The following is a 24512-nucleotide window of genomic DNA, read 5'->3' as shown; positions in this document are numbered from 1 at the left end:
AAGGAGGCATGGATGCGTACCCAGGTCGGCATCATCGGAGCGGGACCGGCCGGTCTCATGCTGTCGCACCTGCTGCACCGACACGGCATCGACTCGGTGGTGCTGGAAAGCCGCAGCCGGGAGTACGTGGAACACCGGCTGCGCGCCGGCGTGCTCGAACAGGGCTCGGTCGACCTGCTGCGCGACACCGGCCTGGGCGCGCGGCTGGACCGGGAGGGGCTACGGCACGAGGGCATCGAGCTGCGCTTCGACGGCGAGTCGCACCGGGTGCCGATGACCGAGCTGACCGGCCGGGCGATCACCGTGTACGGCCAGCAGGAGGTGGTCAAGGACCTGATCGCAGCCCGGTTGGAAGCAGGCGGGACGATCCTGTTCGAGGCGCCCGCCGACCGCCTGTCCGGCCTGGACACCGCCCCGGTGATCCACTTCCGGCACCAGGACCAGGCGGAGGAACTGCACTGTGACTTCGTGGTCGGCTGCGACGGCTACCACGGGATCAGTCGACCGGCCGTGCCCGAGGGGGTGCTGACCACCTACGAGCGCACCTACCCGTTCGCCTGGCTGGGCGTCCTCGCCGCCGCCCCGCCCGCGGTGGAGGAACTGATCTACGCCCACCACGAGCGCGGTTTCGCCCTGTACAGCATGCGATCGCCGCAGATCTCCCGGCTGTATCTCCAGGTGCCGGCCGACGAGGACATCGCCGACTGGCCGGACGAGCGGATCTGGGCCGAGCTGCGTACCCGGTTGGAGACGGTGCCGAACTGGACGCTCAACGAGGGGCCGGTGCTGGAAAAGTCGATCACGCCGTTGCGCAGCCTGGTGGTCGAGCCGATGCAGTGGCAGCGGCTGTACCTGGCCGGCGACGCGGTGCACATCGTGCCGCCGACCGGCGCCAAGGGCATGAACCTGGCGCTCGCCGACGTCGCGCTGCTCGGTGACGCCTTCGCCGCCTGGTACGCCGACGGCAGCACCGACCTGTTGGACGGCTACTCGCGCACCGCGCTGCGCCGGGTGTGGCGGGCGCAGCAGTTCTCCTGGTGGATGACCTCCATGCTGCACCGGCTCAACGCCGACGACCCGTACGAGGCGAAGCTCCAGTCGGCGACCCTGCGGTACGTCACCACCTCCCCCGCGTACGCGACAAGCCTCGCGGAGAACTACGTCGGCCTTCCCGAGGTCTGAACGCGGGAGGTGACGGCGGTCAGCGCTTGCGCGCGAGGATGAGCCGGAACCGTGGCCTGCCGTCGCGGTGCTGCCCCAGACCGGTCAGGGCGGTGTCCGTCACGGTGAAGCCGACCGCCGTCAGGTCGTCACGCAGGGCGGACAGGCTGGTGGTGTGGTAGTACATCACGAACGGTGGACGCCACACGGCGTTGCGCACCCGCATGGTCAGGTCGAATCCGCGGGTGACCCAGTGCGCGACGGAGGTACGCGGTGACGGCGTACCGATCGGAACGGCGAACAGCCCACCCGGCCGCAACGCCCGGTACACCCCGGCGAAGAGTGCGGGCCGTTCCTTCGGCAGGAAGTGCCCGAGCGCGCCGGCGCTGACCGCGAGATCGAACCCCTCGGTGAACGGCAGGGCCCGAGCGTCGGCCCGCACCCAGGTGGCGTCCGGGAATGTGCGGCGCGCCTGCGCGAGCATCCCGGCGCTGAAGTCCACGCCCGTGATCCGGTCCCGACACAGGGAGCTGAGGACCTGCATTCCCGCGCCGGTGCCGCAGCACACGTCCAGCCCGTGGTCGAACGACCCGACTTCGGACAGCGCTAGCGCGGTCGCGCGGAGAACGCTGTCCGGCGTACGGAACGGGGTGTGGTCGAACTTCGGCGCCAGCAGGTCGTAGCCACGCTCCACCGAGGAGAGCGCCTGGACGCACAGCTCCCGTAGCGACGGGCCGTGAGGCGAGAACACCGGCCGAGGGTACCTTCCGGGCCGCCGGCACCCGGCCGACGTCGGGGCGAATCGGCCGCGAGCGGACGATCGCGCGGGGTCGGAGTCGCGGGAACCAGCACGGCCCGTCGTCCGACTAGGTGATCGAGCGGCGGGCATCCGGGCGACGGCAGGCAGCACTGACCCGAAGGGCACGGGCCAGGTCCGCACCATGACCTCCCAACCCGATCGGAACACGCATGTCTCTGACCGAATTGTCCGGTGAACCCGCGCCGGATTCCCTCCCTGGCCCGGCACCCACAGCCGCCGGTCGATCACCACGACGCGCCGCGCCGCTGGCGGCGTTGCTGCTGCGCCTGCACTTCTACGCCGGGGTCCTGGTCGCCCCGTTCCTGGTGGTCGCCGCGCTCACCGGCCTGGCGTACACCGTCACGCCGCAGCTGGATCAGCTTCTCTACGGCGACCAGCTCACCGTCGCCAGCGTCGGCGACCAACCGAGGTCGGTGGCCGAGCAGGTGGCCGCGGCCCGCAACGCCCATCCGACCGGCGATCTGGTGTCGGTGGCCCCGGGTGCCGGCGACCAGACGACCCGGGTCGTCTTCGCCCTTGAGGAGTTGGGCGAGAAGCAGCACACCGTCTACGTCGACCCGTACACGGGTGCGGTGCAGGGGCAGCTCACCACCTGGTTCGGCTCCACCCCGGCCACCACCTGGCTCGACGACCTGCACCGCAACCTGCACCTGGGAGAGTTCGGGCGGCACTACTCCGAGATCGCCGCCAGTTGGCTGTGGGTATTGGCGCTCGGCGGCGTCATCCTGTGGTGGCGTCGCCGGCAGGCCGGACGCGGTCGCGCGAAGCACCTGCTGGTGCCGGACCTGTCCGCCGCCAAGGGGGTACGGCGGACGCGGGGCTGGCACGCCACCATCGGCGTGTGGCTCGCCGTCGGCCTGCTGTTTCTCGCGGCCACCGGGCTGACCTGGTCCCGCTTCGCCGGTGCGAACTTCGGCGCCGGGCTGGACGCGCTCGACGCCCGGAGGCCGGTGCTGTCCACCATGCTTGACGGTGCGTCGAGTGCCGGTGGTGGCGAGCACCAGCACGGCGGTGCGTCCCCGTCGACGGTCGCCGACCCGGCCACCTTCGACCGGGTCCTGGCGGTGGCCCGCGACGCCGGGCTGTCCGGGCCGGTCGAGATCAGCCCAGGTGCGGCCGGCACCGCCTGGGCGGTAGCCCAGACCGACAACACCTGGCCGGTACGGCTGGACCAGGTCGCCGTCGACCCGGCCACCGACACGGTCACGGCGCGCAACGACTTCGCCGACTGGTCCCTGCTGGCCAAGCTCAGCGCGCTCGGCGTACAGGCTCACATGGGGTTGCTCTTCGGCGTGGTGAACCAGATCCTGCTGGCCGCGCTGGCCGTCGGCCTGCTCTGCGTCGTCGTCTGGGGCTACCGGATGTGGTGGCAGCGCCGTCCGACCCGGGACGACCGGCGGGCCCCGGTGGGCACGCCACCGGTTCGCGGAGGGCTGCGCGGGCTGCCACTGTGGGCGGTGCTGCTCGGCGTGCCGGTGGTCGTCGCGGTCGGCTGGGCGCTGCCGTGGTTCGGCATTCCCCTGCTCGGCTTCCTGGTCGTCGACGTTGTCGTCGGTGTGCTCGCCCGCCGACGCGGCGGCCGACAACGCGATCCCACAGCCCTCGCTGGGTGACGCTCGCCCGGTGATCGGCACCGTCCTGGCGGGACGGCGGCGCTCTGCGCGTCCGGACCTCGCCATCTCGCCGGAACGGTGTCGGCCGCAGCCCGGTCCGCTCGCGGCATCACCGTCCGGGCCTGCTGAGGAGGCGCGGCCAGTGGAACCCGCGAGCTGATCGGCCGCAGCCCGATCCGCTCCAGGCATGGCGCGCGGCGGCGTTAGGGGGTAGAAACATCTCGGCGAGAGAGCGCTCTCACAGCGACGAGGTCCTCTCCCGCCGCCGTGGTCTCCCACGTCGTCGGAACGGACACCGCACCGTGCCCGACCGGAAGGACGAACGCATGCCGACCCCACCACCGCACCGGCGACTCGGTCGGGCACTTGCCTTCGGGCTGGTGCTGACCACCGCCGCGGTCGCCACGAACACGCCGGTCAGCGCCGGCCCGCCCCGACCGGCCAACCCCGCCTTCGGGCCCAATGTCACGATCTTCGACCCGAGCATGCCGGTCAGCCAGATCCAGGCGACCCTCGACGCGGCGCACGCCGCGCAGGTCGACAACGAGATGGGTACGAACCGACACGCCTACCTGTTCCGGCCGGGCCAGTACGGCACCGCCGAACAGCCACTCCAGATCAAGGTCGGCTACTACACCGAGATCTCCGGCCTGGGCGCCTCCCCCACCGACGTGGTCATCAACGGCAAGGTCGAGGCGTACAACCGCTGCCTCACCGAGGGCGGCACCGCCAACTGCATCGCGCTTGTCAACTTCTGGCGCACGCTGAGCAACCTGTCCCTGCGCATCAACGCCGCCGGCCAGGACGACTGCCGCGCCACGGCCAACTTCTGGGCGGTGTCGCAGGCCGTGTCGATGCGGCGGCTCGACATCAGCGGCGGCGGACTGTCGCTGATGGACTACTGCACCAACGGGCCGCAGTACGCAAGCGGCGGCTTCATCGCCGACTCCCGGCTGCCGGCCACCACCAACGGCTCCCAGCAGCAGTGGCTCACCCGCAACAGTGAGGTCGAGAGCTGGTCCAACGCCGTATGGAACCAGGTGTTCGCCGGGGTGGTCGGCGCGCCCGACGACGCCGGGTTCCCCGACCCGCCGTACACGACGCTCGACACCACTCCGCTGAGCCGGGAGAAGCCGTACCTGTTCGTCGACGCCAGGGGGAAGTACCAGGTCCGGGTGGCGGCCGTGCGCCGCGACACGCGCGGCATCACCTGGGGTACCCGGATGACCCCGGGGCGGACCATCCCGATCAGCGACTTCTTCGTCGCCCGGCCGTCCGATCCGGTGCACGTCATCAACCGTGAACTCGCCCGGGGCCGGCACCTGCTGCTCACCCCCGGGGTGTACGACGTGGCCCGCAGCATCGAGGTCCGCCGGCCCGACACGATCGTGCTCGGTATCGGGCACGCCACGCTTACCGCGGTGAACGGCGCAGTGCCGCTCAACGTTGCCGGGGTGCCCGGCGTGGTCGTCGCCGGGGTCACAATCGACGCGGGCCTGAAGGAATCACCGGTGCTGCTGCGGGTCGGCCGCAAGCACGGCCGCAATCACAGCACCCCGCGCAACCCGATCACGCTGTCCGACGTGTACTTCCGGGTCGGCGGCCCGCACATCGGCCGGACGGACACCGCGCTGGAGGTCAACAGCGACCACGTCCTGATCGACCACACCTGGGTGTGGCGGGGTGACCACGGTGTCGAGGGCTTCACCGAAGGCGTCAACGGCGACACCGACCGCTGGCGAACCAACACGGGTCGCTACGGCGTCGTCGTCAACGGCGACCACGTCACCGCAACCGGCCTGTTCGTCGAGCACTTCCAGCGGTACAACACGGTGTGGAACGGTGAGCACGGCACCACGATCCTCTACCAGAACGAACTGCCGTACGACCCGCCCACGCAGGCGGACTGGCACAACGGCAAGGTCAACGGGTGGGCCGGCTACAAGGTCGGCGACCGGGTCCGCCACCACACCCTGCACGGTGGCGGGGTGTACGTGTTCAACCAGAACAATCCGTCGATCCGTACCGAGAACGGCTTCGAGGTGCCGGTACGCCCCGGCGTCCGGCTGCACCACATCATGACGGTCAACCTCAGCGCCGGCACCATCGACCACGTCGTCAACGGCGTCGGCGAGGCGGCCGACATGGACCGGGTCGGCGCTCCGGTCTACCTGAAGCAGTACCCGTAGCACCGCAGGCGCGAGGGCCGGCAGCTCGCCGGCCCCCGCCGACGCGGTTCAATCCACGACCGGGCTGCGGCGCTCCAGCAGGACGACGTCACGCCAGCGGCCGTGGTGGCGGCCCACCCGTTCGCGGGTGCCGACCACCCGGAACCCGGCCCGCCGGTGTAGCGCCAGGCTTGCGGTGTTTTCGGGGAAGACGCCGGACTGGATCGTCCAGATGCCCGCCGCGTCGGTCGACTCGATAAGCGCGTCGAGCAGCAGCCGGGCCACGCCCCGGCCCTGGGCGGCCGGGTCGACGTAGACGGAGTGCTCCACCACCCCGGCGTAGACCGCTCGGGCAGAGGTCGGCGACACGGCGATCCAGCCGATGAGCGTCCCGTCCGCATCGACCGCCACCAGCCGGTGCGCCGGCAACCGACCGGCGTCGAAGTCGGCCCAGGACGGCGCGACCGTCTCGAAGCTGGCGTTCCCACCGTCCAGCCCGGCCTGGTAGATCGCCAGTACCCGGTCGGCGTCGTCCGCCGCCATCGGGCGCAGTCGCACCTCGGCCGTCACCGGCTCGTTTCGGATCATGGGCGAATCGTAGGCGAGGGCACCGGACGGCCCGCACGGCGATCGGAAGCGCGCCGGTCGCCGGGTCGGGCCGGGCGCGACCTGGCGCGGCGAGAGCTACTGGCCACCGCGCTAGCTTCCGGGCCCCCGCCGGTACCGCTCGCCGTGGCAGCCCAGGCGACGCGAGCGGAGCCGCCGGGCCGGGCGCGACCTGCCGGCGGATGGGTCCGGCCCGATCGAGTCGCGCTCCCCCACTGCCACGTCGACCACCGTGTCGAAGGTGATGGTGAAGCGTTGTCGCAGGGACGGCGGCAGCGGGGCCCGGCTCACGCAGCGACGCAGCCGGGGCAACGCCCGGCGGCCCCGCGCCGCGTCGAGCAGGGCCGCGTACATCGCCGAGGTGCCGTGGAAGACGGTGACCTCCTCGCGCAGCATCAGGTCCAACGCCGCCGGGCCGGTGAAGCGGCTCAGCAGCACCAGGGTCGCCCCGGCCCGGAAGGTGCCGGTCAGCGCGACGGCCTGGCCGAACCGACCGCCCAACGGTAGACAGCCGAGCACCACGTCGGTGCCGTCCGGCTCGGCGGCCGGGTCGACGTCGGGGTCCGCGAACGTGGCAGTGCCGCCGGGTGGGGTGTCACAAAGATCTTCCAACCGGGGTACGCCGGACAGGCCCCGGCTCGGGCCGACCGTGAGCAGTGGTACCCCCGCCCGGGCGCTGAGCCGCCGCCCGGCGGCCAGGTGCGAGGTGTGGCAGACCAGCAGCCTCGCGTCTCGGGCCAGGTGGTCGGCCTGCGGACCGACCGGCACGCCGACCGGCACAGCGACCGCACCTGCGGCGAGGGCGCCGTAGTAGACCCGGGGAAAGTCCACCACGTTCGGCGCGAGCAGGGCCACCGCGTCACCGTCGCGCACCCCGGCGGCCCGCAGCCCCGCGCCGTAGCAGCGGGCTTCCAACCACAGTTCGGAGTACGTGACGCGAGCCCGTCCGTCGACGACGGCGACGGTGTCGGCGTGCCGGTCGGCGGCTCCGGCCAGCACTGTCGCCGGGGAGAGCGCCGTCATCGGGGCGGGTCCGCGTACAAGCGGCTCACCGTCTCGGCCACGCAGACCGGCTTGCCGCCGCCGTCACCGTCCACTGTCACCGTGGCCACCAGTTGCGCCCCGCCCTCGAAGGGGCTGACCTCGCCGATCGTGGCGACGACCCGCACCGAGCTGCCGACGCGTACCGGCGCCGGAAAACGGACCCGGTTGAGACCGTAGTTGACCCCCATCCGCACCCCGTCCACCCGGTACAGGCGGCCGACCAGCGCGGGCAGCAGGGCGAGCGTCAGGTAGCCGTGGGCGATGGTGCCCCCGTACGGCCCGGCCGCCGCCCGTTCCTGGTCGAGGTGGATCCACTGGTGGTCGTCGGTGGCGTCGGCGAACAGGTTCACCCGGCGTTGGTCGATGGGGAACCACGGGCCCGGCCCGAGTCGCTCGCCGACCGCGCCGGCCAACTCGTCGATGCTGGCGAAGCGCCTCATCCCAGATGCCCTCCGAGCTTCGTGTACCCGCGCAGCAGGTCGCGGGAGATGATCAGTCGCTGCATCTCGTCGGTGCCCTCGAAGATCCGGTACAGCCGCACCTGCCGGTACCAGCGTTCGATCGGCAGCTCGCGGGTGTAGCCCATCCCGCCGTGGATCTGCATGACCCGGTCGACCACCCGGTTGACCATGCCGGCACCGTAGAGCTTCGCCATCGAGGAGGCGTGCCTCGGGTCCAGGCCGGCGTCGACCGTCCACGCGGCCCGCAGGATGAGCCAGCGGGCCGCCTCCAGCTCGGTCTCCGAGTCGGCGATCATCCACTGGATGGCCTGGTTGGTGCCGATCCTGGCCCCGAAGGTCTCCCGGGTGTTGGCGTGGTCGATGGCCATCCGCAACGCGCGTTCGGCGATGCCGACGGCGTGCGAGGGGATGGTATAGCGGCCCTTGCCGATCCACTGCATGGCGAGGGCGAAACCCTGCCCGACCTCGCCGAGGATGTTGCGGTTCGGCACCCGTACGTCGTCGAAGAACAGCGAGGCGGGCCCGCCCTCGCCCATGGTGGGGATGAACTCCGACCGCCAGCCCATCGCCCGGTCCACCAGGAACGCGGTCGCCCCGCCGTCGCGGGCCCCCCGCTCGGGATCGGTGACCGCTATGACGATGGCGAAGTCGGCCTCGTTGCCGCCGGTGATGAAGGTCTTCTCGCCGTTGAGGATCCAGTCGTCGCCGTCGCGGCGGGCCCGGAACCGGATGTTCGCGGCGTCGGAGCCGGCGCCCGGCTCGGTGATGGCGAAGCAGGAGTTCCGCTCCCCTTCGATGGTGGGCAGCAGGAACTCCTGCCGCTGCTCCTCGGTCGCGTGGAAGAGGATGTTGTCCGCCTCGCCGCCGAAGCGGAACGGCACGAAGGTGCGACCGATCTCCGTCCAGATCAGCGACTGGACGACGGCGGGCAGGTCCATGCCGCCGTACTCCGCTGGCGTGGCCAGCCCCCAGAAACCGAACTTTCGGGCCTTGAGCTGCAACTCCCTCAGCTCGGAGCGTTCCAGGCCGGGCTGGTGGGCCCGCTCGCGGCGCAGCAGCTCCTGCTCCAACGGCATGACCTCCCGGGTGATGAAGTCGCGGGCGGTGTCGCGGATGGCCCGCTCCTCGTCGGAGAGCCCGAAGTCCATGTGCGCACGCTTCCTCTCGCGGTTCAGAAGGCGTTGACGCCGGTGAGCGCCCGCCCGATGAGTAACTGCTGGATCTGGCTGGTGCCCTCGTAGAGGGTGGCGACGCGGGCGTCGCGCAGGTACTTGCCGACCGGGTACTCGTCGATGTAGCCGTACCCGCCGTACACCTGGATGGCGTCGTTGGCCGCCCGGACGGCGGCCTCACTGGCGAACAGCTTGGCCATCGACGCCTCGGTGGCGAACGGCTCGCCCCGGTCGATCAGGTCGGCGACCCGCCACACCAGCAGCCGCGCCGCGGCGGTGTCGACCGCGATGCCGGCGAGCAGTTGCTGTACGAGCTGGTGTCCGGCGATCGGCTTGCCGAACTGCGTACGTGTTCCGGCGTAGCTGACGGCGGCGTCCAGGCAGCCCTGCGCGATGCCGACGCAGCCGGCGGCGACCGACATCCGGCCCTTGGCGAGGGTGGCCAGCGCCAGCTTGAAGCCGGCCCCACAGTCGCCGAGGCGGGCGGTGTCGGGCACCCGGACGGCGTCGAGGACGAGTTCGGCGGTGGCCTGTCCGCGCAGGCCCAACTTGCCCTTGATCTCCGAGCGGGTGAGGCCGGGGCTGTCGGTCGGCACCAGGAACGCGGTGATCCCCCGGTGGCCCGGGCCGCCGGTACGGGCGAAGAGTAGCGCCACGTCGGCGGTGGTGCCGTTGGTGATGAACGTCTTGCGGCCGGTCAGTAGCCAGTCGTCGCCGTCGCGGACCGCGCGGGTGGTAAGCGCCGCTGCGTCCGAGCCGCTGTCCGGCTCGGTGAGCGCGAAGCAGCCGAGCGCGGTGCCGGAGCAGAGCTGAGGCAGCCACCGTTCCCGCTGCTCCGGGGTGCCGTGGGTGGCGACCGACTTGGCGACCAGGCCGAGCGAGACCGACACGATGCCACGGACGGCCGAGTCTCCCCGGCCGAGTTCCTCAAGCACCAGGCAGTACGCGAGGTGGTCGCCGCCGGATCCGCCGTACTCCTCGGCGATGGTGAGGCCGAGGAAGCCGACCTCGCCGAGCTTGCCGACGATGCCGGGGTCGACCGCCTCGCGCCGGTCCCAGGCCGTCGCGTGCGGCACCACCTCGCGGTTGACGAAGTCGGCGGCGAGCGAACGGACCGCGACCTGCTCGGCGGAGAGGTGAAGGTCCATGGCGCTAAACTAGCGGTGCAAGTTTTATGCTGTCCAGACCCCGGTGTGGCAAAGTTCCCCGCGAGCCACTAACCCGAAGGAGGACGCCCATGCCCCGGCCGCGACAAGCCCTGCTCAGCCGGGCACGGATCGTCGAGGCCGCCGCCGCGTTGATCGACGCCGAGGGGCTCGACGCGTTCTCCACCCGTCGGCTCGCCGCCGCCCTCGGGGTACGCGGACCCTCGCTGTACAACCACTTCGCCACGAAGGACGAGATCCTCGACGCGGTCGCGGACAGCATCACCGGCCAGGTCGACGTGTCATTCTTCGGCGAGGTCGACTGGCGTGAGGCGTTGCGTCGCTGGGGGCACTCCTACCGGGCCGCCCTCGCCGCCCACCCGAACATCGTGCCGCACCTGGCCCAGGGCCCCGGTCGACGCCCGGCGGCGCTGGCCATGGCCGACGCCGTCTACGGCGGGTTGGTCGCGGCGGGTTGGCCGCCCGCCCGGGCGACGCACATCGGCGCGCTCATGCGCTACTTCGTGATGGGTTCCGCGCTCAGTTCCTTCGCCCAGGGCTTCGTGAAGGATCCGGGGCTCTACGCGGAGCAGTACCCGCACCTGAGCCAGGCCCACCGCCTCGCCGAGCACCAGCACCAGGTCGACGAGGGCGCCTTCGCGCTGGGCCTGGAGGCGCTCATCGACGGACTGTCGCACACGTACGAACGCGTCGTCGGCCCGTTGCCACCCCTCCCGCCGGGCGGCCCGGCGTACTAGAGTCCAAACTTGCACCGCTAGTTTTAGTCGAGGTGAGGAGCCCATGGAATCCGTACGGACCGACTTCTACCTCGACGGACGCTGGGTGCGCGCGGCCGGCGGACAGCCGCTTGAGGTGCACAACCCGACGACCGAGGAGGTCATCGGCACCGTCCCGGCCGGCACCGCCGAGGACGTCGACCGGGCCGTGACCGCCGCCCGGGCCGCCTTCGAGGGCTGGGCGGCGACCGACCCCGCCGACCGGGCCGCGCACCTCGACCGGCTGCATGCCGCCCTGACCGCCCGCGCCGACGACATCGCGCACACCGTCGCCGGTGAACTCGGCACCCCGCTGAAGGTCGCCACCCGGGTCCAGGCCGGACTGCCGCTCACCGTGCTGCGCAGCTACGTCGACCTGGCCGCCCACCCGCCCGCGCCGCAGACCGTGGGCAACTCCCTTGTGGTACGCGAACCCGTCGGTGTGGTCGGCGCGATCACCCCCTGGAACTATCCGCTGCACCAGATCGTCGCCAAGCTCGCTCCCGCCCTCGCCGCCGGCTGCGCGCTGGTGCTGAAGCCGAGCGAACTGACCCCGCTGACCGCGTACCTGCTCTTCGACGCCATTCACGAGGCCGGCCTGCCGCCCGGCGTGGTCAACCTGGTCACCGGCACCGGGCCGGTGGTCGGCGAGGCCCTCGCCGGGCACCCCGACGTGGACCTGGTCTCCTTCACCGGCTCCACCGCAACCGGCCGGCGGATCACACACCTGGCCGCGGACCGGATCGCCCGGGTGTCACTGGAACTGGGCGGCAAGTCGGCGAACGTGATCCTCGACGACGCCGACCTGGCCACCGCGGTGAAGGTGGGCGTCGGCAACGCGTTCCTCAACTCGGGCCAGACCTGCACCGCGTGGACCCGGATGCTTGTGCACCGGGACCGCTACGACGAGGCCCTCGACCTGGCCGCCAAGGCGACCGACGGCTACCGGCTCGGTGACCCGCTCGACCCGGCCACCCGGCTCGGCCCGCTGGTCTCCGCCCAGCAGCGGGACCGGGTACGCGACCACATCGCCCGGGGCCTGGCCGACGGCGGCCGGCTCATCGCCGGCGGACCCGACGCCCCCGTTCCGCAGCGCGGCTGGTTCGTCGCCCCGACGGTCATCGCCGACGTCGACCCCGACAGCACCCTCGCCCAAGAGGAGATCTTCGGGCCGGTCCTCGCGGTCATCCCGGTCGACGACGACGACCACGCGGTGCGGGTCGCCAACAACTCCCGGTACGGGCTGGCCGGCGCGGTCTGGTCCGGCGATGAGGAACGGGCGCTGCGAGTCGCGCGCCGGCTGCGCACCGGTGCCGTCGACATCAACGGCGCGCCGTTCAACCCGCTCGCCCCGTTCGGCGGCTACAAGCAGTCCGGCCTCGGCCGCGAGCTGGGCGTACACGGGCTGGAGGAGTTCTGCGAAGTGAAGGCGATCCAACGGTGAGGGGCCTGGTGGTCCGGGGCGTCGGCAAACCGCCCCGGGTGGAACCTGTCGAACTGCCCGCCACCGGCTCCGGGCAGGTGCGGGTGGCGGTCCGGGCGGCCGGCGTCTGCCACTCCGACCTGTCCATGGTCGACGGCACCATCGCCGCGCCGTACCCGCTGCTGCTCGGCCACGAGGCCGCGGGCGTCGTCGCCGAGGTCGGCGACGGCGTCGACCGGATCGCGGTCGGTGACCACGTGGTGCTCAACTGGGCACCCCCGTGCCGCGACTGCTGGTACTGCGGGCACGGCGAGCCGTGGCTCTGCGAACGCTCCGGCAACCCGGCCGCCGCCGTCGGGCACACCATCGGCGGCGCGCCCCTGCACGTCACCCTCGGCCTCGGGGCGCTCGCCGAACAGGTGGTGGTGCCGCAGCAGGCCGTGGCGACCGTACCGCCGGACCTGCCCTTCCCCACCGCCGCGCTGCTCGGCTGCGCGGTGCTCACCGGCGTCGGCGCGATCCGCCGTACCGCCGACGTGCGCCCCGGCGACTCGGTAGCCGTCATCGGCCTCGGCGGCGTCGGCCTCTCCGCTGTCGCCGCCGCCCGCGCGGCAGGTGCCGCCACCGTCATCGCCGTCGACGTCGCACCCGCAAAGGCCGAGCTGGCGTACGCGGCCGGTGCCACCGACTTCCTGCTCGCCGACGACACCCTCAGCCGCGCGGTACGGACACTCACCGGTGGCCGGGGCGTCGACCACGCGGTCGAATGCGTCGGACGGGCCGCCACCATCCGCGCCGCCTGGCGGGCGACCCGCCGGGGCGGGCAGGTCATCGTGGTCGGCATGGGCGGCAAGGACGACATTGTCGCCCTCAGCGCCCTGGAGATCTTCCACTCCGCCCGCACGCTGCGTTCCTCGGTGTACGGCTCCTCCGACCCGGACCGCGACGTGCCCGAGCTGGCCCGCGCGGTGCTCGACGGCACCCTCGACCTCGACTTCCTGGTCACCGACCGGATCACCCTCGACGCGGCACCGGAGGCACTGGCCCGGATGGCTCGAGGCGAGGGTGCCCGCACGGTGGTCCTGTTCGACTGACGCGCCCCGGTCGGCCAGCGGCATTCCGCTCCGCAGCATCGTGCTCCGCGAGCAGGTCTGGGGACCGCCATCGCAGACTGCGTCTCCGGCGGCCTGGAGACCTTCCGTCAGTAGGTGTCGCCCCAGTAGGTGTCCGTGCTGATGTTCACCGCGTCCTCCAGCTTACGGAGACCGGTGGGGAAGATGTTGAGTTGCCGCAGGTCGGCGAGGTTGCACCAGCGCATCCCCTGCTGGCCCTCGTCGGAGACATCGTCTGCGGCCAGGTAGTCGGCGGACAACTCCGATTTGAGTTCCGCGAGAAAGTAGAACTCGATCTTGTGTTGATCGCGCCCCTTCCCGGCCAGGTCGTGGCGCGCGTGGATGTACTCACGAACAAAGAGCAGGCGCCCTGGCACCACGTCCGCGCCGATTTCCTCCTGGCATTCACGGATCAGAGTTTCGGTAAGCGTCTCGCCGTACTGCTGCCGGCCGCCGGGCAGCGAGTACCAGACCCCGAGCCCCATCTTGCGGTCCACATACTTCAGTAGGAGCACCCTGTCGCCATCGAGGATGACAGCCTTGGCGGAGTTTTCGAGCCGGTTCTCGGCACTCGTCATGTCGTCGCTTCCAATCCCGCTGCTTCGATCATGTCCTGGAACGTGTGCGGAGGTGGGTTGTTCTGCCAGCCATTCATCGCCAGGCGGTCGAGCAGCGCCCGCTTGAGGTCGATGATCGCCAGGAGCGGCTCACCGAACCGAGGATCCAGAGCACCGAGGCCGAGCGCGATCTCACGCCAGAGGGCATCGGCCTCCCGGTAGCACTCCCGCATGATGCCACCCGACACCAGCATCTCCAAGATGGCGCTGTGCGTCTCGTTCAGCTCAGGATCGTCGGCCAGCGCCCGGTTGAGCACACCAGCATGCCTGCCGTGGCTGCCGATGACCTGCTGCGCCCGGGTCCAGAGCTTGCTGATCGAATGGCGCAGGTGCGCGTTGAGCGTCGGCTCGGCGAGCCCCTTGGCGACCGGGTAGCTCACCAGCCCAGTAACGGTGTCCTCGAACAGGTCCGCCAGTTCGTCCACCCGCTGCCTCAACCGACGCATGTCGCGGACCCCGTCGGCCAAGCCGTCCGGCACGGTCTTCCCGAGATAGGCAAGCAGTCCGAGAAGGCCAGACGAGTAGAAGCCAGAGCCGAGGTGTCGAGACCTGACATCCATCCGATACCAGTTGACGAGGCTCTCGCCGCTATCGAGCGTTGCCTGGTCGAAGCGGACGGCGTAGTTGTCGTACATGGACTGCACGATTTCCACCGTCACCCCGGCCATCACCGGTAGCGCCCGAACGCCTGCTGGTGTGAGCGACGCCTCGCGCACCATCGTCAGCAGGCTGGTCACCGAAAGGCACATGGTCGAGTTGACGTCGGCAAGCAGCAAGGCCGGGTCGCGGATGCTGTAGGAAGCCGAAAGGTCTAGGTGGCGATCCATGTTGTTAAGGATGAGGGTCTGACCCAGTGCGTAGATCTTCAGGTACTCGGCCAACACGCCTGGATCGGCACCGATCCGCGCACCAACCGCCGCCGCCGGCATCGTCTGCCGGAACAGCAACTCGGGATCAAGGGCATCCTGATACAGCCGAGACATCCGGGGAAACATGAAATCCATAGTGCGTAGTTGGCTAATGGCCATCAGGATCGGGCCACCGTATTGAGCGAGAAGTTCGACCGTCGCCCGGAAGTCGTAGCCGGCGGGGTCAGTACCCGCAGAGTAACGCCTCACCCGCCCGCTCCCGCTGACCGCTTCCGTTGCGCCCTCCGAAGTACCTCCCACGTGAACTCCATCTGCAAGAGGAAGTAGATCAGCGCGAGCACCGCTGATAGCAGAGGCGTCCAGGAGATGTCTGTTCCATACGTGATGAGACGGTCGGCGCCGACAGCGACGTACGCGGCGTTGAGCGATCCGATCACCACTGAAGTAAGTGCTGCGGCCTTCAGCTTGCGCCGACTCTCCAGGTATGGGTTGGTCGACCCCCACACCGGTTTCCATCCTTCGGGAAACTCGGCGGCAAGCGCGTGCAGGTAGAGGCTTCGCAGCCGGTTGACCTGGTGTTTCGCTTCGGTCTGCACCCGATCGGTGACGACATAGGCCCGCAGGACGATCGTGTTCAACACCCCAGCGATCACCGCCGCCGCATAGATGATCGGTAGCCGCAGCACCGTGCCGACCTGCCCCACCGAGGAGATCAATTTTGCGGACACCAGGGCACCAGCGACCAGAACCGGAAAAGCCAGGATACGGAGACTGAGCTTATAGAGATCCCTTTCGGCGTCCTTGTAGTCGTTGTGCAGGATGAACGCCTGCTCGAAGTCGATCAACAGCATCTTGCGGGCGGTCTCTACGTCGATGCCCCCGGGTCGCGTCCGCGCTGGTGGTGTGGTGCGAGCCTCCGCATTCTTGGGCGTCAGCGCCTGCTTGATCACCTGGCGCATACGCCTGCGGCGTTCGTGAGTAGGCACGGGCGATCGCCACCTCCCCAGGGTCACGTGCTGCGCATTATCGCGTCAGACGTGGCATCGGGGAAACGGCTCCGCAGAGACGACAAATGCCGACGGAAGACTATCGCGATCGAGAACGCTTCTGCGGTCAGTGCACTTCGCCGCGCTACGGTGACGGTCATGCCGCGCTACCTGAAGGTCGTCTACTTCCTAATCCTGCTCGCCCTCGTGGTCTTGGGCTTCGCCTGGGACGCGTCCGTCGGTCTGAAGGTCCTGGTTGGTGCGGTGGCGGTAATCCCTGTTGTGGTAGCTGATCTCGTCCTCAGGCACCGGCGGAGCGGGTCGCCCAACGCATAGCCCGAAATGTACGGCGGCTGTCCCACCTCCGGTCATCGCGCTCACCAGCGCGCCGCCAACCCGTCGGCCGTCGACCCCACACCTCGGTGGAGCAGCCGTTCGGCAACTCGACCTGGAGTCGTCTGGCCCTGTCGGAGCCGCAATCCCCAAGTCTCAACCCTGTCCCACCGTCGGCCCTGCGATGAGGATCGGTCGGTTGCGGGCTGGGCGAGAGACAGGAATGGTGCCGTCACTGGTCAGCCCACCCCGAGGGCAACGGCGAGCTGCGTGATCGTGCTCGGGGCGCACGCGTCACGGGCGATCTCGGTGAGTAGCTCCCGGCCCGCGGGCCGGCCTCGGATCTCTGCCGGTGCGGTGCGCTCGGCTTCGACAAGCACCCGTGCGGCGGTGGTCGCATCGTGGGCGTGGAGGTAGGCACGGGCGACATCGAGCAGGTGCGCAGCGCGATGTTCGGGGGGTAGCCACCGCCATCCGGGCCGCCTGGTGGCCTTCTCGTGCCAGGCGATCGCAGCACGGGCGTCGCCGGACTCGACGGCTGCGGCGGTACGCGCCAGGGCGACGGCTGTGGGTCCGAACCCGGTGTGGTGATGGTCGTGCCCGTCGCCGACCCGTTCGGCCATGCTGGCGGCCTCGTCGATCAGCTCGGTGGCCGCCGGCTCGTTTCCGTGCTGGGCGGCTGCCAGCGCGGCCTGGATGAGCAGCGTTCCGCACAGGGACAGCTCCGCCGGTGTGCCGCTCTCGATCTCGGGTGGGGCGATCCGGTACGCGGCGGCGAGCATCACCGACTTCGCCTCCCGCGTACGCCCCGACATCCGCAGCACCTGACCGAGCTGGACGGCTGCGGCTGCCACCAGTTCCGGGTCACCTGTGGCAGCGAGCATCGCCCGGTCGGTGGCGAGCCAGGCCAGCTCGGCCTCGCCGAGCTTGACCAGCAGGGCGGCCGTGATCCGGTACGCCTCCACCAGCGGCGTTCGACCCGTGACCGGGGCTTGGGAGTAGGTGCGCTGTGCATTGGTGAGCAGGTCCGGTGCCATGTCGATCACCTGCCGGTAGCGGGCGTACTGAAACGTCGTCCACGCGTGCCCCACCTCCCGCAGCATCCGGTCCACCGGCAACACCGGCCGCAGGCCCGCCGGTATGCCCAACGGAATCTCGTACCGGGACAGCGCAGCCCTGATTCGATCGACGCCCTCGGCGCGATGTGTCACCTCGGCCGGCTCGGTGTTCCCGCGGACCAAGACGGCGGTGTCGATACGCAGCACCCGGGCGATCTCCTGGAGCGTGGAGAGCCTGTCCAACGATCGGACTCCGCGCTCAACCTTGTCGACCCAGCTCTTCGACTTGCCGAGCCGGTCGGCGAACATCTGCTGCGACAGCTTCCGCCGCCCCCGCCAGTACGCCGCCCGCCGCCCGACCGGCAACAGCTCAACGCTGTCCACGACGCCACCGCCGGTCCGGAATCGTCCGGGTGATCTCCTCCGCCGGAATCCGATCCGCCTCAGCCTCGGCGAGAAGCCGCCGCTTGGCCGCCTCTCGCTCGGCTGCCTGGATTTGCTCGCCCCGGCTCACTCCTGGCTCGTCGCCGTCACCCTGCATCCCCACCTCCGTCGGCAGAAGCGCGGCTGCAAGCCAGCCGTCGCAGGTCTACAGTGACGTCCAGATGTCACCGAACGCGACGGCACAAAGCCCGACAACAAGGCCGCATTGGTGGCGACACAAAGGCGACACAGCACTATCGTGTCGGTCATGAACGCCCCCAACACCGCCCTGCGAGCCATCCGCATCGGGATGCGGATGAGCCAGGACGACTTCGCCCGCGCGCTCCAGGCCGCCGGCCATCGCGTCGGCGAGCCCAACGAGGCCAATAAGAGGCTCGTCCAACGGTGGGAGTCCGGCGCGATCGCCGCGCCCCGACCCGTCTACGCCCGCGCGCTGGAGGTCGTCACGGGCCTGCCCATCTCGCTGTTGGGCTTCGCCTCTGTTCCCGGTGGACAGATCACAGATGATGCGCACGGCGGCCACGACCTGACATCCCCCATGTCCAACCTGGCCACGCCGACGCCAAGGCCGGCCACGGTTCACCAGTCATACGAGGGGGTCTGGCTCAGCCGCTACCAGTACTACTCCAGCGGCCGGGGAGACTCCTTCGCCGGACAGCACTTCGTCGTAGTCCTCCAGCACGGCGACCGACTGACTGCACGTAGCCTGCCCGGCTCGGCCGCCTCATCTCTCTCCATGGACCTGACCGTGGATGGCTCCGTCATCACCGGCACCTGGGTGGAGCAGACCGACCCGGCCGGCTACTACCGGGGCGCCCGCTATCACGGTGCGATCCAACTCCTCGCCGAGCCCACGGGCCGACGGATGGCCGGCAAGTGGGTCGGATTCGGCAAAGACATGGACGTCAACACCGGCCCATGGGAACTCATCTTCCGCGACGTCTCAACATCCAAGGCAACACTCGACCGATACAACACGACGGCGACGTAGCCAGTGCTCTGACCACGAAGGTTCGCGGTGTCAGCCCGATCATCCGCCGAATTGATCTCTTCGCTCGTCAGGGCTGCCCGCAGGCGGGCCGCGTCGCCCGGCCTCGGCCTGCTGGCGACCTTCCGTCGGCATCCGGCCGGGCCCACGAGGAGATCCGCTGTTGGTGAGGGGCATCAGCGACCAGGCAGAGCGCATAGATTTGACGCCGTGCGATGGCTGGAGATTCGACGGCATTCCCTGACCAAGAAAGGGTCCGGTCGGGGGCGGGGTTCGCACCTGTCTGCGGATGGTGTCGCCCTCGCTCGCCTCGTCGGGTCGGAACTCGGCACCTTTACCTACGTCCTTACCAGTACATCGCCGCGAACCATTGAGACCGCCCTTGCCTTGGGCTACGCCGTCGATGACGCCATCGACATGCCCTCCGGATACGTGCCGGACGAGGTTGGTCACCACGACCAGTGGACCTGGCCGCAGCCCTATGTCACCTACGCAGAGCTCATCGAACGTGGCGGCGGGCTAGCGGCAGTGGCCCGAGCTCACCGGGAAATCTGGACCGAAGCGATCATGGCTGTGCCCGAAGGCAGCGGCGCGCTCGTGGTTTCCCATGGCGGTTGCATCGAACCGACACTGGTGAGCTGCCTTCCCGATAACGACCACTCGTCGTGGGGTGCGCCCTTTGGTCACTGCGACGGGGCACGACTGGAATTTGATAGCGGTCGGTTCACCCAGGTCCGTCTGTGTCGCGCGCCGATTCGGTCAGCCTGAACGAAACGCCCTCGGAGCCCCCGCACCAAACCGCTTCCGCCCTCTGCGGTGTGCGCCCTCGGCAAGCGGGCCGGTCAGGATCCGTCCGAGGTCATCCGACCTACCGGGGCTCGTCCCGGCCCGATTCGGCCAGCACGGTAGCTGTCATTCGCCGCGGTACGTCCGGCTCCTGTCGGGTCCAGCCGATGAAGCGGCGGTGGAGCGCTCCGGCCGGTGCCCAGGGCATGTCCTCGGCCGCCTGCACGAGATAGCCGCCGAGGTAGAGGGCCAGCGACACCGGCGCGTCGGCGTACTCCGCGCGTAGCTCCCGCCTGCGCGTCGGACACGGCCACGGCAGGTCGCAGCCACCACAGCTCCAGATCGGCAGGACCGGCCCGTGGGTGGTCACCGCACACCGTCCAGGAACCGGGCGACGCTCGCGCGGGCCTGCCGGCTGGTTGGTAGCCACCGGGCAGCTCCCACACCCACCGATCGAACACAAACCGATGCCGCCGCATCAGCAACAGCCGCTCCTGACCGTCAAGCACCGCGACCATCGCCGACCGGGGCGCACGAATCACGTACTGCTCGAAGCGGACCCCATCCGGCAACTCGACGTCGGCAATGCTCAACTGCGCTCGCCGGCCACCGTCCACCACTCGCTCACCGTGAATCGTCCAGCGCGTCGACCCGATGCCCTGCTCCTCTACCATCCGGCCAGTATCCGACCGACGATGCGGAGCCGCGGCCGACCCCGGCATGGCGCTTGGCTAGACGTGTGCAACTTCCCTGTTCTTGTCGTCTCCGTTCGCTTCGAGGCGACAACTTCCCCGTTGTTGTCCTATCCGCAGGGCCTCTGACTACGGCCGGCGCTTGTACTGGTTGCCGTGCCGGCGGTGAGGTGGTTGGGCCTGATTCAGCCGGGCCACCCGTCGAGGTACTCGGCCAAGGAAACGTCGCCCCGCTCGTCGCCGCCGATCTCCCGGAACTGGTCCAGGTCGTCGTAGCCCGGAGTGTCGGGCAGCAGCACCCGCAGGGGGTGCGTGGCGTGGTCGGCGAGGAACTTCCACAACGCCCGGGTCAACTCCGGCTGTCCGGAGCTGGCGGTGTAACCGTCATGGAAGTAGCTGATCCGCTGGTCCCCCAGCCGGTACCCGGTGCCCAGTGCCATACACGTGGCGCACTGCGGACAGGCCAACCAGCCGGTGAGCGACACCCGAGAACCCCTCAATCACATCGTCATGCCACGCAGGGCCCAGGATGGCGGAGCCGGCGCGGTCAATTGGCCGCGTCGCGTTCGGTGGTGTCTCTCTCGGCGGCGTCGATGTTGGCGTCGGTGACCACGAACATGCCGAGCAGCAGGGTCAACGTCAGCGACCCCAGGATGGCGAAGACCGCGCGGAGGCCGAACGCCTCGGCCAGCAGACCGCCTACCAGTGCGCCGGCCGGCATGCTTCCCCAGGCCAGCATTCGGTAGCCGCTGTTGACCCGGCCGAGCAGCCGGTCCGGGGTGATCCGCTGGCGTAGCGAGATGGTGATGACGTTCCAGGTGGCGAGCAGGATCCCGCCCGCGAAGAAGACCGTACCGATCACGAACGGGTTGGTGCTCAGCGCCGGTACGCCGACGACCGCGGCCATCGCCAGCACGGAGAGCGCGAGGGTGCGGGAGCGTCCGAGCCGTTGTTCGATCTGTGCAGTGGCGACCGAACCGAGCACGATGCCGGCGGCGATGGTGGTGAGCAGGACTCCGTACCCGGGTTCGGTGAGGCCGATGGCCGAGTCCGGGCCGACCGCGTAGAGCACAAGCACGGCGAAGATGCCGCTGGTGATGAAGTTGCTGGTCCCGACCATCGTGGCCAGGGTGCGCAGCAGCCGGTGCCGCCAGAGGAAACGCAGCCCTTCGACGATGTCGGCGCGCATCGTCGTCGGGGCGTCGCGCTCGATCCGGAACCGGCCGGCGACCAGGAGCAGTGCGGCGACGGCCACCGCCCACAGCACGGCCGGCCCGGCGAGCGCCAGGGCAACCCCGGCGGCGACCAGGAAACCGGCGAGCGGCGGGCCGACGAACTGGTTGGCGGCCAGTTCCACGGCGGCCAGCCGACCGTTGGCCCGGGGCAGCTGGTCGCGGGTGACGACCTGCGGCAGGATCGACTGGGCCGAGGTGTCGTAGAGGGTCTCGGCGACGCCGAGGCCGAGCGCCACCAGGTAGAGCAGCCAGATCGACCCGGCGTCGAAGGCCGCCACAAGCGCCAGTGCGCCGATGAGCGCTGCGCGCAGGGTGTTGGCGGCGAGCATCACCTGCCGCCGGTCGAGCCGGTCGGCGAGGGCGCCGGCCGGCAGCGCGAACAGCAGCCAGGGCAGGCTGTACGCGGCAGCGACCCCGGCCACCAGCACCGGTGAGCGGGTGTAGCCGACGGCCACCAACGGCAGTGCGATCTTGACGATCCCGTCGGCGAGGTTGGACACCGCCGACGCGGACCAGAGCCGCCAGAACCGACCCCCCAACCCGCTCTCGTCCGGGCGGGGTGATGCATCCGTACGCACTGGTTCCTCGACCCCCGTCACGCCGCCGATCATCGCAGCGTCGCGCGACCGGCGAAAGGCCGCACGGCCTTTCACTGAGTGAAATAGACGCTGCCGATCAGCGGCCCGGTCACGGGATCATCCGACCGCACCCCGCTCCCGTCCCGAGAGAGGTTGGGTCACGATGGCGTTCGCCCGCAACCAGTGGTACGTGACGGCCTACAGCAACGAGGTCGGGCGGGATCTGCTCGCCCGCACCGTGCTCGGTGAGCCGCTGGTCCTCTACCGCACCGAGTCCGGGGAGGCCGTGGCGCTCGCCGACAGGTGCGTGCACCGTCGCTACCCGCTGTCGGAGAGCCGCCTCGACGGCGACACCATCGTCTGCGGCTACCACGGTTTCACCTACGACCAGACCGGCGCCTGCCTCTTCGTACCGGGTCAGCAACGCATCCCGCGTACCGCGCGGGTCGCCGCCTACCCGGTGGTGGAGCAGGATTCGCTGATCTGGGTGTGGATCGGCGATCGGGACCGCGCGGACCCGGCCACGATTCCCCGCGCGCCCTGGCTGGACGACCCCCGGTACGCGGTCGTCCGCGGGATGGAGCCGCTGAACGCGCGGTACAGCCTGCTGGTGGACAACCTGATGGACCTGTCCCACGAGACCTACCTGCACGGCGGCTACATCGGCACGCCGGAGGTGGCGAACACGCCGATCACCACCGAAGTGGACGAGGAACGCGGCATCGTCTACGTCAGCCGGCACATGGACGACGCCGAGTGCCCGCCGTTCTACGCGAAGTCGACAGGCATCCAGGGCCGGATCACCCGCTGGCAGGACATCGAGTTCCACCCGCCGTGCCTGTACCTGCTGCACAGCCGGATCGCACCCCAGGGCCTCTACCCGCCGGCCGAGGGCGAGGACAGCGACGCCTTCCACGCCGAGATCGTGTACGCCATCACCCCGTCGACGGAGAACACCACCTACGACTTCTGGGCGGTCGCCCGGGACTTCGCCATCGAGGACGAGTCGGTGAGCGAGTACCTGCACCAGAGCAACCGCACGGTGGTCATGCAGGACGTGACGGCGCTGAACATCCTGGAGCAGGTGATCGCGTCCGAGCCGGACAAGTACCAGGAGCTGAGCATCAACATCGACACCGGCGGGCTCGCCGCCCGACGGCTGATCGCGCGGATGGTCGAGGCGGGGACGGTGGGGGCGCCCCGATGACCGAGCCGGCCAGCATGCTCACCGGCGACCGGATCTACCGGATCCACTGGATGCCGGGCACCGACACGCTGCGCGGAATCTGCCACTGCGGTGCCGAACGCGTCGCCGAGGAACCGGTCGAGTTGTGGGAGTGGCTGCTCGCCCACCCGTACGGTCATCAGTCGCCGGAGGTGGTCCCGCCAGCGCCCCAGGCCGCCAGCGGGACGCCGGTGTCGCCTGCCCCGACGCGGTCGGCGGTGCCGGCATGACCGACGACGGCCTGGACGGCGCGGAGCTGGTGGTGGCCGACCGGGACTGGGCGGCGACGGGCGTCGCCGTCCTGAGCCTGTGCCGCCCCGGCGGCGGCGACCTGCCCGCCTGGTCCCCCGGCGCGCACCTCGACCTGGAACTCGGGCCGGGGCTGGTACGCCAGTACTCGCTCTGCGGCGACCCGGCCGACCGCGCCACCCTGCGGGTCGCGGTCCAGTTGGAGCCGGAGGGTCGCGGCGGCTCGCGGCACGTGCACGAGCGGCTCACCCCGGGCGCGACAGTCCGGGTGCGCGGACCACGGAACAATTTCCCGCTGGTGGCGGCCTCGCGCTACCTGTTCGTCGCCGGTGGCATCGGCATCACGCCAATCAGGCCGATGGTCGCCGCCGCCGACGCCGCCGGCGCCGACTGGCGGCTGGTGTACGGCGGGCGTAGCCGCGCCACGATGGCCTTCGCCGACGCGCTACGGGAGAAGTACGGCGACCGGGTGAGCCTGTACCCGCAGGACGAGACCGGCCTGCTCGACCTGGACGAGCTGCTGGGGCGGCCGGTAGACGGGCTCGTCTACTGCTGTGGGCCGGAGTCGTTGGTCGCGGCGGTGGAGCAACGCTGCCGGACCTGGCCCGCCGGGGCCCTGCACGTCGAGCGGTTCACTCCGCTCGCCCCCGCCGATGCCGTGGACGCCGCCGTCGAGGTCGAACTCGCCCTCAGCGGCCGGACGCTCACCGTGCCGCCGGGCACGTCGATCCTGGCGGCGGTGGAGGCGGCCGGTGTGCAGGTGCTCTCCTCGTGTCGGGAGGGCACCTGCGGCACCTGCGAGACACCCGTCCTGGACGGTGTGCCGGAGCACCGGGACAGCCTGCTCACCGAGGCGGAGCGGGCCGTCGGCGACACCATGATGATCTGCGTTTCGCGCGCGGTGACGCCCCGGCTGACGCTGGAGCTGTGACCGGCGGGCCGGGGGTCGGC

At 70.3% G+C, this 24512-nt stretch carries 24 protein-coding genes and 1 pseudogene; 11 read left to right on the top strand and 14 right to left on the bottom strand.

Annotation, left to right across the window (positions count from 1 at the left end):
• The first annotated feature begins 12 nt into the window (after positions 1–12).
• Positions 13–1182, top strand: a complete 1170-nt coding sequence (locus tag AB0J93_RS10890; protein ID WP_363920487.1) for a 4-hydroxybenzoate 3-monooxygenase — start codon at positions 13–15, stop codon at positions 1180–1182.
• A 19-nt stretch (positions 1183–1201) separates the two neighbouring features.
• On the opposite strand, the gene AB0J93_RS10885 is transcribed toward AB0J93_RS10890, so the two are convergent.
• On the bottom strand, positions 1202–1912 hold the full coding sequence (locus tag AB0J93_RS10885; protein WP_363920485.1) for a methyltransferase domain-containing protein: 711 nt from the start codon (positions 1910–1912) through the stop codon (positions 1202–1204).
• A gap of 218 nt (positions 1913–2130) precedes the next feature.
• Between AB0J93_RS10885 and AB0J93_RS10880 the strand changes: the two genes are divergently transcribed.
• Together AB0J93_RS10880 and AB0J93_RS10875 are read left to right on the top strand one after the other, a co-directional pair.
• A complete protein-coding gene (locus tag AB0J93_RS10880) occupies positions 2131–3594 on the top strand; it encodes a PepSY-associated TM helix domain-containing protein (RefSeq protein ID WP_363920483.1) in 1464 nt (487 codons plus the stop codon).
• A 326-nt stretch (positions 3595–3920) separates the two neighbouring features.
• Positions 3921–5783 carry an adenylyl cyclase gene (locus tag AB0J93_RS10875; RefSeq protein ID WP_363920481.1) on the top strand — a complete coding sequence of 621 codons (1863 nt, stop codon included), beginning with the start codon at positions 3921–3923 and terminating at the stop codon, positions 5781–5783.
• A 48-nt stretch (positions 5784–5831) separates the two neighbouring features.
• Here AB0J93_RS10875 and AB0J93_RS10870 read toward each other — a convergent pair whose 3' ends face one another.
• From AB0J93_RS10870 to AB0J93_RS10850, 5 genes are all read right to left on the bottom strand, one after another.
• The gene (locus AB0J93_RS10870) at positions 5832–6350 is read right to left on the bottom strand and encodes an N-acetyltransferase family protein (RefSeq protein WP_363920479.1); all 519 of its coding nucleotides are present in this window, start codon (positions 6348–6350) and stop codon (positions 5832–5834) included.
• Between the two features lie 111 nt (positions 6351–6461).
• Positions 6462–7391, bottom strand: a complete 930-nt coding sequence (locus tag AB0J93_RS10865) for an AMP-binding protein (protein WP_363920477.1) — start codon at positions 7389–7391, stop codon at positions 6462–6464.
• Entirely contained in the window at positions 7388–7852 is a 465-nt protein-coding gene (locus AB0J93_RS10860; RefSeq protein ID WP_363920475.1) for a MaoC family dehydratase, read from the bottom strand. Before AB0J93_RS10860 ends, AB0J93_RS10865 begins: the two co-directional genes overlap by 4 nt.
• A complete protein-coding gene (locus AB0J93_RS10855) occupies positions 7849–9021 on the bottom strand; it encodes an acyl-CoA dehydrogenase family protein (RefSeq protein WP_363920473.1) in 1173 nt (390 codons plus the stop codon). The genes AB0J93_RS10860 and AB0J93_RS10855 overlap by 4 nt, the downstream gene beginning before the upstream one ends.
• Positions 9022–9044: 23 nt before the next feature.
• On the bottom strand, positions 9045–10193 hold the full coding sequence (locus AB0J93_RS10850; RefSeq protein WP_363920471.1) for an acyl-CoA dehydrogenase family protein: 1149 nt from the start codon (positions 10191–10193) through the stop codon (positions 9045–9047).
• 89 nt (positions 10194–10282) lie between these two features.
• Between AB0J93_RS10850 and AB0J93_RS10845 the strand changes: the two genes are divergently transcribed.
• The 3 genes from AB0J93_RS10845 to AB0J93_RS10835 are packed head-to-tail and all read left to right on the top strand — an operon-like array spanning position 10283 to position 13483.
• A complete protein-coding gene (locus tag AB0J93_RS10845; RefSeq protein ID WP_363920469.1) occupies positions 10283–10948 on the top strand; it encodes a TetR/AcrR family transcriptional regulator in 666 nt (221 codons plus the stop codon).
• Positions 10949–10991: 43 nt separating this feature from the next.
• Positions 10992–12410 (top strand): aldehyde dehydrogenase family protein, encoded by a 1419-nt coding sequence (locus AB0J93_RS10840; protein ID WP_363920467.1) that lies wholly within the window; start codon positions 10992–10994, stop codon positions 12408–12410.
• Positions 12407–13483, top strand: coding sequence for a zinc-binding dehydrogenase (locus AB0J93_RS10835; RefSeq protein ID WP_363920465.1), 1077 nt, complete (start codon positions 12407–12409; stop codon positions 13481–13483). Before AB0J93_RS10840 ends, AB0J93_RS10835 begins: the two co-directional genes overlap by 4 nt.
• Positions 13484–13590: 107 nt before the next feature.
• On the opposite strand, the gene AB0J93_RS10830 is transcribed toward AB0J93_RS10835, so the two are convergent.
• The 4 genes from AB0J93_RS10830 to AB0J93_RS10815 form a co-directional block, all read right to left on the bottom strand.
• On the bottom strand, positions 13591–14079 hold the full coding sequence (locus AB0J93_RS10830) for an NUDIX domain-containing protein (protein ID WP_363920463.1): 489 nt from the start codon (positions 14077–14079) through the stop codon (positions 13591–13593).
• Complete coding sequence (locus tag AB0J93_RS10825; RefSeq protein ID WP_363920461.1) at positions 14076–15236, bottom strand: hypothetical protein; 1161 nt, start codon at positions 15234–15236, stop codon at positions 14076–14078. The genes AB0J93_RS10830 and AB0J93_RS10825 overlap by 4 nt, the downstream gene beginning before the upstream one ends.
• A complete protein-coding gene (locus AB0J93_RS10820) occupies positions 15233–15937 on the bottom strand; it encodes a hypothetical protein (RefSeq protein WP_363920459.1) in 705 nt (234 codons plus the stop codon). Before AB0J93_RS10820 ends, AB0J93_RS10825 begins: the two co-directional genes overlap by 4 nt.
• Before the next feature lie 608 nt (positions 15938–16545).
• Positions 16546–17748, bottom strand: coding sequence for a helix-turn-helix domain-containing protein (locus AB0J93_RS10815; protein ID WP_363920457.1), 1203 nt, complete (start codon positions 17746–17748; stop codon positions 16546–16548).
• Between the two features lie 307 nt (positions 17749–18055).
• Between AB0J93_RS10815 and AB0J93_RS10810 the strand changes: the two genes are divergently transcribed.
• Positions 18056–18799 (top strand): XRE family transcriptional regulator, encoded by a 744-nt coding sequence (locus tag AB0J93_RS10810; RefSeq protein ID WP_363920455.1) that lies wholly within the window; start codon positions 18056–18058, stop codon positions 18797–18799.
• A 207-nt stretch (positions 18800–19006) separates the two neighbouring features.
• The gene (locus AB0J93_RS10805; protein ID WP_363920453.1) at positions 19007–19564 is read left to right on the top strand and encodes a histidine phosphatase family protein; all 558 of its coding nucleotides are present in this window, start codon (positions 19007–19009) and stop codon (positions 19562–19564) included.
• A gap of 100 nt (positions 19565–19664) precedes the next feature.
• On the opposite strand, the gene AB0J93_RS10800 is transcribed toward AB0J93_RS10805, so the two are convergent.
• The 4 genes and pseudogenes from AB0J93_RS10800 to AB0J93_RS10785 all read right to left on the bottom strand — a co-directional run bounded on the left by AB0J93_RS10800 (position 19665) and on the right by AB0J93_RS10785 (position 22108).
• Positions 19665–19952 carry a hypothetical protein gene (locus tag AB0J93_RS10800; RefSeq protein WP_363920451.1) on the bottom strand — a complete coding sequence of 96 codons (288 nt, stop codon included), beginning with the start codon at positions 19950–19952 and terminating at the stop codon, positions 19665–19667.
• A gap of 52 nt (positions 19953–20004) precedes the next feature.
• Positions 20005–20256, bottom strand: a pseudogene (locus tag AB0J93_RS10795) (NUDIX hydrolase); the annotation flags it as partial.
• A 203-nt stretch (positions 20257–20459) separates the two neighbouring features.
• On the bottom strand, positions 20460–20759 hold the full coding sequence (locus AB0J93_RS10790) for a hypothetical protein (protein WP_363920449.1): 300 nt from the start codon (positions 20757–20759) through the stop codon (positions 20460–20462).
• Positions 20760–20821: 62 nt separating this feature from the next.
• Positions 20822–22108 (bottom strand): MFS transporter, encoded by a 1287-nt coding sequence (locus AB0J93_RS10785; protein WP_363920447.1) that lies wholly within the window; start codon positions 22106–22108, stop codon positions 20822–20824.
• 142 nt (positions 22109–22250) lie between these two features.
• Between AB0J93_RS10785 and AB0J93_RS10780 the strand changes: the two genes are divergently transcribed.
• From AB0J93_RS10780 to AB0J93_RS10770, 3 genes are read left to right on the top strand one after another with little or no spacing between them, the layout of a single operon-like run.
• Positions 22251–23294, top strand: a complete 1044-nt coding sequence (locus tag AB0J93_RS10780) for an aromatic ring-hydroxylating dioxygenase subunit alpha (protein ID WP_363920445.1) — start codon at positions 22251–22253, stop codon at positions 23292–23294.
• On the top strand, positions 23291–23542 hold the full coding sequence (locus AB0J93_RS10775) for a hypothetical protein (protein WP_363920443.1): 252 nt from the start codon (positions 23291–23293) through the stop codon (positions 23540–23542). The genes AB0J93_RS10780 and AB0J93_RS10775 overlap by 4 nt, the downstream gene beginning before the upstream one ends.
• Positions 23539–24492, top strand: a complete 954-nt coding sequence (locus AB0J93_RS10770) for a PDR/VanB family oxidoreductase (protein ID WP_363920440.1) — start codon at positions 23539–23541, stop codon at positions 24490–24492. The genes AB0J93_RS10775 and AB0J93_RS10770 overlap by 4 nt, the downstream gene beginning before the upstream one ends.
• Positions 24493–24512 lie beyond the last annotated feature (20 nt).

The organism is Micromonospora sp. NPDC049374 (assembly GCF_040677165.1).
In the GTDB taxonomy this organism is placed as follows: Bacteria; Actinomycetota; Actinomycetes; order Mycobacteriales; family Micromonosporaceae; genus Micromonospora.
The sequence above is the reverse complement of the archived record's forward strand: the minus strand, read 5'-3'. Positions and strand labels throughout refer to the sequence as shown.

What these genes read in the sequence shown, in the direction of transcription:
- AB0J93_RS10775 (WP_363920443.1), top strand. Translation starts at nt 23,291, where the DNA reads ATGACCGAGCCGGCCAGCATGCTCACCGGCGACCGGATCTACCGGATC.
- AB0J93_RS10810 (WP_363920455.1), top strand. Translation starts at nt 18,056, where the DNA reads ATGAACGCCCCCAACACCGCCCTGCGAGCCATCCGCATCGGGATGCGG.
- AB0J93_RS10855 (WP_363920473.1), bottom strand. Translation starts at nt 9,021, where the DNA reads ATGGACTTCGGGCTCTCCGACGAGGAGCGGGCCATCCGCGACACCGCC.
- AB0J93_RS10860 (WP_363920475.1), bottom strand. Translation starts at nt 7,852, where the DNA reads ATGAGGCGCTTCGCCAGCATCGACGAGTTGGCCGGCGCGGTCGGCGAG.
- AB0J93_RS10840 (WP_363920467.1), top strand. Translation starts at nt 10,992, where the DNA reads ATGGAATCCGTACGGACCGACTTCTACCTCGACGGACGCTGGGTGCGC.
- AB0J93_RS10880 (WP_363920483.1), top strand. Translation starts at nt 2,131, where the DNA reads ATGTCTCTGACCGAATTGTCCGGTGAACCCGCGCCGGATTCCCTCCCT.
- AB0J93_RS10870 (WP_363920479.1), bottom strand. Translation starts at nt 6,350, where the DNA reads ATGATCCGAAACGAGCCGGTGACGGCCGAGGTGCGACTGCGCCCGATG.
- AB0J93_RS10875 (WP_363920481.1), top strand. Translation starts at nt 3,921, where the DNA reads ATGCCGACCCCACCACCGCACCGGCGACTCGGTCGGGCACTTGCCTTC.
- AB0J93_RS10780 (WP_363920445.1), top strand. Translation starts at nt 22,251, where the DNA reads ATGGCGTTCGCCCGCAACCAGTGGTACGTGACGGCCTACAGCAACGAG.
- AB0J93_RS10770 (WP_363920440.1), top strand. Translation starts at nt 23,539, where the DNA reads ATGACCGACGACGGCCTGGACGGCGCGGAGCTGGTGGTGGCCGACCGG.
- AB0J93_RS10850 (WP_363920471.1), bottom strand. Translation starts at nt 10,193, where the DNA reads ATGGACCTTCACCTCTCCGCCGAGCAGGTCGCGGTCCGTTCGCTCGCC.
- AB0J93_RS10830 (WP_363920463.1), bottom strand. Translation starts at nt 14,079, where the DNA reads ATGACGAGTGCCGAGAACCGGCTCGAAAACTCCGCCAAGGCTGTCATC.
- AB0J93_RS10845 (WP_363920469.1), top strand. Translation starts at nt 10,283, where the DNA reads ATGCCCCGGCCGCGACAAGCCCTGCTCAGCCGGGCACGGATCGTCGAG.
- AB0J93_RS10865 (WP_363920477.1), bottom strand. Translation starts at nt 7,391, where the DNA reads ATGACGGCGCTCTCCCCGGCGACAGTGCTGGCCGGAGCCGCCGACCGG.
- AB0J93_RS10890 (WP_363920487.1), top strand. Translation starts at nt 13, where the DNA reads ATGCGTACCCAGGTCGGCATCATCGGAGCGGGACCGGCCGGTCTCATG.